The organism is Sulfuricurvum sp. RIFOXYD12_FULL_44_77 (genome assembly GCF_001830725.1).
In the GTDB taxonomy this organism is placed as follows: Bacteria; Campylobacterota; Campylobacteria; order Campylobacterales; family Sulfurimonadaceae; genus Sulfuricurvum; species Sulfuricurvum kujiense_A.
Map to the genome: position 1 here is coordinate 1 of NZ_MIBU01000131.1, position 7,761 is coordinate 7,761.

At 41.9% G+C, this 7,761-nt stretch carries 9 protein-coding genes; 5 read left to right on the forward strand and 4 right to left on the reverse strand.

Annotation, left to right across the window (positions count from 1 at the left end; all coding sequences use genetic code 11):
- Both A2517_RS05460 and A2517_RS05465 read left to right on the forward strand, forming a co-directional pair.
- The coding region (locus tag A2517_RS05460; RefSeq protein ID WP_294894921.1) for a flagellar basal body rod C-terminal domain-containing protein at window positions 1-533 on the forward strand (533 nt) is incomplete at its 5' end.
- On the forward strand, window positions 533-1,327 hold the full coding sequence (locus A2517_RS05465; protein ID WP_294894923.1) for an ABC transporter permease: 795 nt from the start codon (window positions 533-535) through the stop codon (window positions 1,325-1,327). The genes A2517_RS05460 and A2517_RS05465, both read left to right, overlap by 1 nt.
- 10 nt (window positions 1,328-1,337) lie before the next feature.
- Here A2517_RS05465 and A2517_RS05470 read toward each other — a convergent pair whose 3' ends face one another.
- Genes A2517_RS05470 through A2517_RS05480 form a run of 3 tightly spaced genes read right to left on the reverse strand, consistent with a single transcriptional unit; the run spans window position 1,338 to window position 4,482 of the window.
- Window positions 1,338-1,874 (reverse strand): hypothetical protein, encoded by a 537-nt coding sequence (locus tag A2517_RS05470; protein WP_294894925.1) that lies wholly within the window; start codon window positions 1,872-1,874, stop codon window positions 1,338-1,340.
- The gene (locus A2517_RS05475) at window positions 1,871-3,928 is read right to left on the reverse strand and encodes a TonB-dependent receptor (RefSeq protein ID WP_294894927.1); all 2,058 of its coding nucleotides are present in this window, start codon (window positions 3,926-3,928) and stop codon (window positions 1,871-1,873) included. The genes A2517_RS05470 and A2517_RS05475 overlap by 4 nt, the downstream gene beginning before the upstream one ends.
- Window positions 3,925-4,482 (reverse strand): GNAT family N-acyltransferase, encoded by a 558-nt coding sequence (locus tag A2517_RS05480; RefSeq protein WP_294894929.1) that lies wholly within the window; start codon window positions 4,480-4,482, stop codon window positions 3,925-3,927. Before A2517_RS05480 ends, A2517_RS05475 begins: the two co-directional genes overlap by 4 nt.
- A 188-nt stretch (window positions 4,483-4,670) precedes the next feature.
- Here A2517_RS05480 and A2517_RS05485 point away from each other — a divergent pair, with 188 nt between their 5' ends.
- The 3 genes from A2517_RS05485 to A2517_RS05495 all read left to right on the forward strand — a co-directional run bounded on the left by A2517_RS05485 (window position 4,671) and on the right by A2517_RS05495 (window position 7,213).
- Window positions 4,671-6,581: a GGDEF and EAL domain-containing protein gene (locus A2517_RS05485; protein WP_294894931.1), complete on the forward strand. Its 1,911-nt coding sequence runs from the start codon at window positions 4,671-4,673 to the stop codon at window positions 6,579-6,581.
- A gap of 81 nt (window positions 6,582-6,662) precedes the next feature.
- The gene (locus A2517_RS05490; protein WP_294894933.1) at window positions 6,663-6,908 is read left to right on the forward strand and encodes a type II toxin-antitoxin system CcdA family antitoxin; all 246 of its coding nucleotides are present in this window, start codon (window positions 6,663-6,665) and stop codon (window positions 6,906-6,908) included.
- Window positions 6,908-7,213, forward strand: coding sequence for a CcdB family protein (locus A2517_RS05495; RefSeq protein WP_294894935.1), 306 nt, complete (start codon window positions 6,908-6,910; stop codon window positions 7,211-7,213). The genes A2517_RS05490 and A2517_RS05495 overlap by 1 nt, the downstream gene beginning before the upstream one ends.
- 254 nt (window positions 7,214-7,467) lie before the next feature.
- Here A2517_RS05495 and A2517_RS05500 read toward each other — a convergent pair.
- On the reverse strand, window positions 7,468-7,761 hold a 294-nt coding region (locus A2517_RS05500; RefSeq protein WP_294894937.1), incomplete at its 5' end, for a glutathionylspermidine synthase family protein.

The window sequence follows — 7,761 nt, forward strand, 5'->3', positions numbered from 1 at the left end:
AACGCATTTTTCAAATTGATTTTAAATCAACATTTGCTTCGCAAGGGTATTCCTATTCGATTGAAGATAACGGAACCAATTTTGCCGGAGTAACGGGAATTAATCGCTTTTTAGACGGATCTGATGCGAAAAGTATCTCCCTTAGCCGTGATTTAAAAGAGGATACCAGTAAAATAAAAGGGTTCAAATCTCCTGCAAACGGGGACAATCAAACTGCTTTGGCTATGGTTGAATTGCAGTTTGCTAGAGTTACATTCGGAACGGGGTTTGATAAGACATCGGATACGGTATATGGCTATTTTGATACCTTGGTCACAAAAGTCGGGACAAAAACGAATTCGGTCATCCTTGCCAATGAGTCGCTTACCGCACAGTATAACGCTATCAAACAAGAGTATGATTCGGTCAGTAAAGTGAGTATTGATGAAGAGATGGCCAATCTTATCCGCTATCAAACCTCCTACGGTGCCGCCGCTAAAGTTATCACAACGATCGATCAGATGATGACGACACTTTTAGGCATAAAGCAGTAATGCCTTTTTTCAGTATTGCCACGCTGGTCGGGGTGATCTTTTTCTCCTTTATCGGCCCTTTTTTTTACACACTCGATCCTCTCTTTTTAGACCCAAAAGCTATTTTAGTTGAGCCTTCTATAACCCATTGGTTCGGTACCGATCGTCTTGGACGGGATTTACTAGCACGATTGATGGAAGGGGGGCAGGTTTCGCTTGTGATAGGGTTTGCAAGTGCGCTCATTTCAACATTAATCGGTTTGCTGTATGGGGTGAGTGCCGCATTGCTTCGGGGGGGATATGACAAAATTTTTATCGTAGTCGTTGACCTTTTTCTAACGTTTCCGACCCTCTTTTTGCTCTTAACACTGGTAAGTTATGTCAATGCCTCCTTGTGGGTCTTGGTACTCATTATCTCGATAACAGGATGGATGGGCACGGCACGTCTGATCCGTTCTGAGAGCTTTGCGATCGCTTCGAAGCCGTATATCCGTATTTTGCATATTGCCAAAGTTCATCCCCTTAAAATAATGTTGAAATACTATGCGCCGCTTTTAGCTCCGATCGTCTTGGTCAGTTTTACGTTCGGAGTAGGTGGGGCGATTCTGGCAGAATCGGGACTCTCGTTTTTAGGTCTTGGGATTGTAGCTCCCCAAATGAGTTGGGGAAGTATCCTAAGCGGCGGTAAAGAGGTAATTGATATTGCGTGGTGGGTGAGTTTTTTTCCGGGGCTGATGATCTTTATCGTCACCTTTTCACTGATGAATATATCGAATGCTTTGCAAGGGAAAATGAATCAAAAAGAGATACGATAGGAAAAAAGAGCTATTGTACAATTCTCGCGATTTCAAGGAGACTGTCGGGGAATGAAAAACGATTCTGCCGTAGGGCTTTTGCATTGATCAGAATAATCGGAGTTCTCTCCATTCGAATCGAGAGTAATAATCCATTATCCGTAAGTTTGTCTGCATCATAGAGTGCAGTAATGGCACCTGAGGTACCGACGGCATTATGGACTTTACTCAACTGTGACATACTCGCTTTCAGAGCATAGATAAAATGATACGATGCGGTCCCGTCAAGTTTGTCAAACGGGAGTGCAATGGCACTGATCGGACGGCCGTTAATATGACCGTTAAATTTAGACATCAATATTTTAATACATGAGGCGGCCGTATCATCGTCTCCTCGGTCGTAGGCAATCAAAATTTTGATAGGCGATTTTACGTTAGAGGTGAGGATATTTTTTTCCAATACCGCAATTTTTGGCAGTAAAGAGAGTTGAGTTTCCAATAAAAACGGGTCATACGAGGCACACCATCCTGCACTACTGAGAAAAAGAGTTAGAAGAAGACGTTTCAAAAAGTCCCCCTAAACGTAAGTAGAAAGGTACGACCGCTCGAGGGGTAGTCCCCATCGTAGGTATTTGTGGGGCTGGGATAAAACTCATTTTTATCGAAAAGATTTTTAGCCGTCAGTTGAACTTCACTCTGGAATTTTGGAAGTTTGTATCCGATAGAGGTATCGATGATCCCGATGGATTTCATATCGCTACGCGGATCTGTGCTTGCTCTGGGTGTTGCACTTTGCCACCGTCCGGCAAGAGAGCCGTACCAGTTAGTGTCGAGTGTATGGGTAATAAATCCGCGTGCTGTGTTGCTCGGTGCATTGGGAAGAGTTGCACCTTGTCCATCTTCTGCCCAGATATGGGTAAATGCCCCGTAAAAAGAGGTTTCATCATAACGTTTGCGCCATTCGGCTTCAAATCCGCGAATTTTGCTTTTTGAACCGTTAATATATTCGTATCGTAAGAATGTACTATTGTATTGAGGATAAATTTGATCTTCATTGTTGAGTTGGAAAAAGTTTACCGATAAAGAGTGATCCACTTCAAATCGATGTATTAATTGCGTTTCGTACGCCATGACAGTTTCGGGGACGAGATTTGGATTTCCCCATCTGGCTCTGTTATTGAGGGTATACATCTCTTGCCAAGAGGGGTTTCTGTGGGCATGGGAGATGGACAACTTGATGAGGTTGTCGGGATCAAGCGTATATAAGAGTGCGGCACGAGGATCTACTTGTGCTGATAAATCGTTCCGTTTGTCTACCGTCAATGAAGCATAGCCGCATAGTGAAGAGGATAGAACCTTCTCATAGGTCAAGTAGGTTGTTAGATTGTTAATCGATCCATTCGGACTGAAAAAGGGGAGTATAGTCGAATAATCGGTCATTCCCGTTCCGCTGTCGCGGTCGGTTGTTATCGTTTTCTCAGAAGTAACACTGCTCCATGATTTACCGATACCAAATGTTGCTTCCCCTCCCATCACACTACCGCTCAAGGTATTATTAACGCGATAGGTTCGTATAATCGCTTCATGCTCACCGTAAAAACCGTTTACATAGGTAACAAGAGTCGTAGGCGGGTTTAGCGAAGGGAATTGCAGTCCTTCCGGTGCAAGAAGCTGATGGCTGATAAAGCTGTCTTGTACGATAGATGCTTGGAACGTTCCGGTAAAATCTTCTACATTGTAGTGGACTCCGGCACGAAGCTGCCATTGATCGATATTGTAGTGATCCTCTCCGGTGGCAAGAGCGTAATTAATACCTCCTCCCGATCCGTGGCGATAAGAAGAGATACGTCCGTCGGAAAAAAAATCCCCTTTAGCGAGAGAAAATGAAAACATGGTGGCATCGGTGGAAGAGGGTGCGTTGCCGGATCGAGAGAGAGGTGCATTGGCTACACCTAAAAGATTATTAGAAAGACCGTCTTGACCATAAGGGAGCGAAAGATTATCGTGTACCGTATAGAGATCTGCGGCAAAAGCAAAGTCATTTTCTCTCATCGCATACGAAGCACCTGCTTTGTAGGTATTGTGCGTACCCGCTGAGGTGAACCAACGGCTGTTTTTATCCGTATCGGGTTCTTTTTTATAGGTTGTGACGATGATCGATCCGGCATACCCCCAGTGTCCGTCACTGTAGCTGCCGGGGCCTCGGACTATTTCGATCCGTTTGATCATATCGATCGGCATCGTTAGATATGCGGTATAGCCGTCGAAGAAAAGATCGTTAACCTCGACTCCATCCACAATCAGTTTGCTTTGTCCGTACGCAACGGGGTTGGAACCTCGGATGACCGGATTAAACAAGGAGAGGTTATCGCTGGCAATGTTGACGCCTGCAGCGAGTGAGAGGGCCTCTTTTAGTGAAGAAGCACCCGCACGTGAAAGTTCTTCACCTTCAAATACTGTCATTATGTAGGGGAGATAGTCGATATTGGCGCGCTGATCTTTTGCTGTTTTTGTAATGGTGTTGATGTCGTCTGTAAGAGTATTAAAAAGATCCGTATCTGCCTCAGCGGCAAAAAGAGAAAAGGGGACAAATAACAAAGCGAGAGAAAAACGGTTCATCATCGGAGTTCTTTCATAAAAATGATATGGTCTTTTATTTTTAAAATTATAGGGTAACGGTCAGGTCCTATATGGTTTTGTAAAGGGCCAATCGGTTGATATGGGAGTTTGGAATAGTTAAGAAGACGCAGGAAACTGGGTTCAACCGCTCCGATTATTTGTACTATCCCATACTCGGAAGAGACCCTATTAATCTCTTTTTGCATTGTTTGAAGAATCTTAATCGTTTTTTTGAAAATTCTGTGCTCTGAGGCGACTAAAATGCGTGAAATTTCGGCTGTTGATTCATCTTTACGAAACGTAGTCGAATCAATAATCATACAATTGAGCGTCGGTAAACCCAATGTATAGCTTGGAAGAATGAGACGGCATGAAGCGATTAGCCCGTTTTTTTTCCAAACGCCGAACAAGAGAGAATGTTCATCATACTCATCGTATTCGATCCGTTTCCCGTCTTCTCTCGGTGCTAAAAAATTGAATTCTTCCACAAAAATATCATACCGCTGTTGCAGTATAGCCTTCTGTTCACTTGCAGTTGACGCTATTTTGCATTCCACCGATTTCGCCCTTTGAGTTAATGGCTAAAATATAATACTATAACCGTTAATAACAGCTGAATAAAGATAGATTAAATAAATTTGATAGTATATTATGCAATTAAACTTCTTATTTCGCTTTAATATATTTATTGAGTAGAGATTGCACGATTTTTGGAATAATTTTTTATCATGGTAGAAGGCTTAAAATGTACCGTTCACGAAGTCGCCTTTCTTATAAAGTAGTCGGATCTTTAATCCTTGTCTTTTTACTTATTTTTGCAACTTTCGGGATGGTCATCAGTATTACTTTTGAAAATACGAAACGGGTTTCGGAAAAACAAAAAGCGGATTTACTGTTGCAAACGGTTGAAAAATCGCTTCAGATGACCCTTTATTTAAAATTTTATGACCAAATAGCCGAAAAAGTCTCTCCCGCAGTATCTGTTCCTGATGTCATAGAACTTTCAGTCCGTGATCAAAACGGAAAGTTATTGTACCGCTATAGCAATCCGAAGTCACAATCCATAGAGAATGCTATCACTGTTTCCCATCAGATCAAAGAACCTGCATTTGGGCAGTCAATGGGTTCGATTACATTGTATTATAGTGATTTGGCGTATGATGAAACACGTCAATCTATGTACAATGTTTTTTACGGCGTAGGAATGAGTATTGCGTTGATTTTTTTCTTTGCGGTGTGGTGGGTTCGTAATCTTCTCTCTCCGTTAGGCCAAATTGCACAGAAAGTTCGTGATTATCGACCGGGTGATCATATGGTACTCGAGGAAGATGGCAGTGAAGAGATTGAACAGATTGTTACTTCATTTAATGCGATGCAAGAGACAACATATCGTTATTTGAGACAAATGGAAGCCATGAATATCTCTCTTGAGGGGGCAGTGCAAGAAAAAACGCTTGAACTGGAAAATCAATATTACAGTGATCGTCTCACAGGTTTACCGAATCGATTTAGACTGCAGGAAAAATTGCTCCAAGGAGAGATAACGGCTCTGGCGATTGTCAACGTGGATGATTTCAAAGAGATTAATGATTTTTTTGGAATTGAGATCGGGGATGAAATACTGATACAAATCGGTGCATGGCTCAATGCGTTATCGGGGTCATGTTATCGTTTAGGGAGTGATGAATTTGTATTGACATTCTCAGGTAATCTCAGCTTGGGTGAGTTAGAACATCGTTTGGTAACACTTATAAAATTGTTGGAAGAGAAGACATTTACGGTTAAAGAAGAGAGTTTAACGATCAGAGTAACGATAGGTGTTGCGTTAGGGACTGAGAATATCTTAACACGTGCCGATATAGCCTTACACCATGCGAAAGAGAATAAAAAACAGATTGCATTTTACAATCAAGAAGAGAGGGTTGAAGAGCAATACCGTTCGAATTTAACGATGGCTTCGGATGTCCGAAGAGCCCTTTTTGAACATCGGATTATGTGTCATTATCAGCCGATTGTTGATTTCAAAACAGGTGAAATCAACAAATATGAAACATTGGTTCGGATGATTGACGATGTCGGTAATATGGTACCGCCGATGGAATTTTTACCTATCGCGAAGCAAACCAAACTCTATCCGCAAATCACTTTAGAGGTACTTTATCAAGCGTGTACCCTTTTTGCTACGCGCAGTGAGGAGTTCTCTATTAATCTCTCCGACAGTGATATCCGTAATACCCATACGGTCAGTGAGATTATCAGAACGATTACCGAGACCGGTACGGCACCTCGAATCGTTTTTGAGATTTTAGAATCGGAGGGGATCGAGAGCTATGCGGAAGTGACACAATTTATTACCAAAGTCAAAGCATTGGGGGCAAAAATTGCGATTGATGATTTCGGGACGGGTTATTCGAATTTTGAAAACATATTAAAATTGAGTGTCGATTACATCAAAATAGACGGTTCGTTGATTCGGGAAATCAGCAGTAACCCTCGTCACCATATTATTGTCGAGACGATTATCGATTTTGCACGAAAAATCGGTGCAAAAACGATTGCGGAATTTGTTTCGGATGAAGAGATTTATAACACCCTCAAAAAGTTGGATGTTGATTATTCACAAGGATACTTTACCGGCAAACCGATGTCGCTGTAAATCTTCTCTAAACAGATTGAAATCAAAATAGGTTACATAATTATGATACAATGCGCATATATAATGCGTATGGAGAATGTTATGACAGCCGTTTATAATCCGAATGCCCCTAAAAAATCGGCAAATCTCAGTATTAACAGTGATTTGCTACTACAAGCAAAAGAGCTTAAAATTAACCTCTCTAAAATGCTTGAAGAAAACTTGGCAGAAACTATCATCGATCAAAAATCGCAACAATGGCTTGCAGACAATCAAGATGCTATTTCCGAATACAATCTCTCTGTTCAAAAACGGGGTGTATTTGGTGAGCGATTACGACGGTTTTGATGGCACAGTTTGACGTCTATCGAAACGCTAACAGTGAAAGTGCGGAGGAGTTTCCCTACCTTCTCGATATTCAAGCCGATTTGCTTGGTTCATTATCGACGCGTGTCGTCGTCCCTTTGGTTCGACAAGAGAAAAATATTCAGCATCTAAACCCGATTTTTGAGATTAACGGTGAGAGTGTAGTAATGCTAACCCAAGAACTCTCAGGGATTGAGCAATCCGCATTGGGAGAAAAAGTGTGGTCTTTGAAAGAGCAACGAAGCGAGATTATCGCCGCGCTTGATTTTTTGGTGAGCGGGTTTTAAAATCTCGTCATTTTCGGCGTAATGAAAAAAACGATAATTCATCCACTCGTTTTTTTCATTACGCCGTTAAATCCGACAATACTCCAGACTATAACTACATGAGTCTTGTTATTTCAGCTATTCAAAAATTAGTTATAAAAGATGTTGTTTTGTATGCCGATAAAAAAATAGCGGCTACAAAAAGTGTGGTAAGTAAATAAGAAAAAGAATTTAAAAGCTACTAGATTCCCGATCAGGTCGGGAATGACAAAATATTAGCGCAGTACATGCCCCACAAATTTTGACATATTGCCTAGGATTTTTCCGCCGCGACGGAAACCTAAGCCGCATGCTTCATACGCGAAAAAGACTCCCGCTTGGTAACTGTTTCCGTTACTGTCTTTCGGGAACTCGACGTACTCTTGGTAGATCGGTTTGAAGTTCCCGTACGGCCCGTCGTTTGCTTCGATTACAGAGCCTGAGACATCGATAATCCGTACATTTGCACCTTCACGTCCAAACATCCGTTTCTCGACCTGCTGGAGCCCTTTAAGAGGCTCATACGAGGT

What these genes read in the sequence shown, in the direction of transcription:
- A2517_RS05465 (WP_294894923.1), top strand. Translation starts at nt 533, where the DNA reads ATGCCTTTTTTCAGTATTGCCACGCTGGTCGGGGTGATCTTTTTCTCC.
- A2517_RS05495 (WP_294894935.1), top strand. Translation starts at nt 6,908, where the DNA reads ATGGCACAGTTTGACGTCTATCGAAACGCTAACAGTGAAAGTGCGGAG.
- A2517_RS05490 (WP_294894933.1), top strand. Translation starts at nt 6,663, where the DNA reads ATGACAGCCGTTTATAATCCGAATGCCCCTAAAAAATCGGCAAATCTC.
- A2517_RS05485 (WP_294894931.1), top strand. Translation starts at nt 4,671, where the DNA reads ATGTACCGTTCACGAAGTCGCCTTTCTTATAAAGTAGTCGGATCTTTA.
- A2517_RS05475 (WP_294894927.1), bottom strand. Translation starts at nt 3,928, where the DNA reads ATGATGAACCGTTTTTCTCTCGCTTTGTTATTTGTCCCCTTTTCTCTT.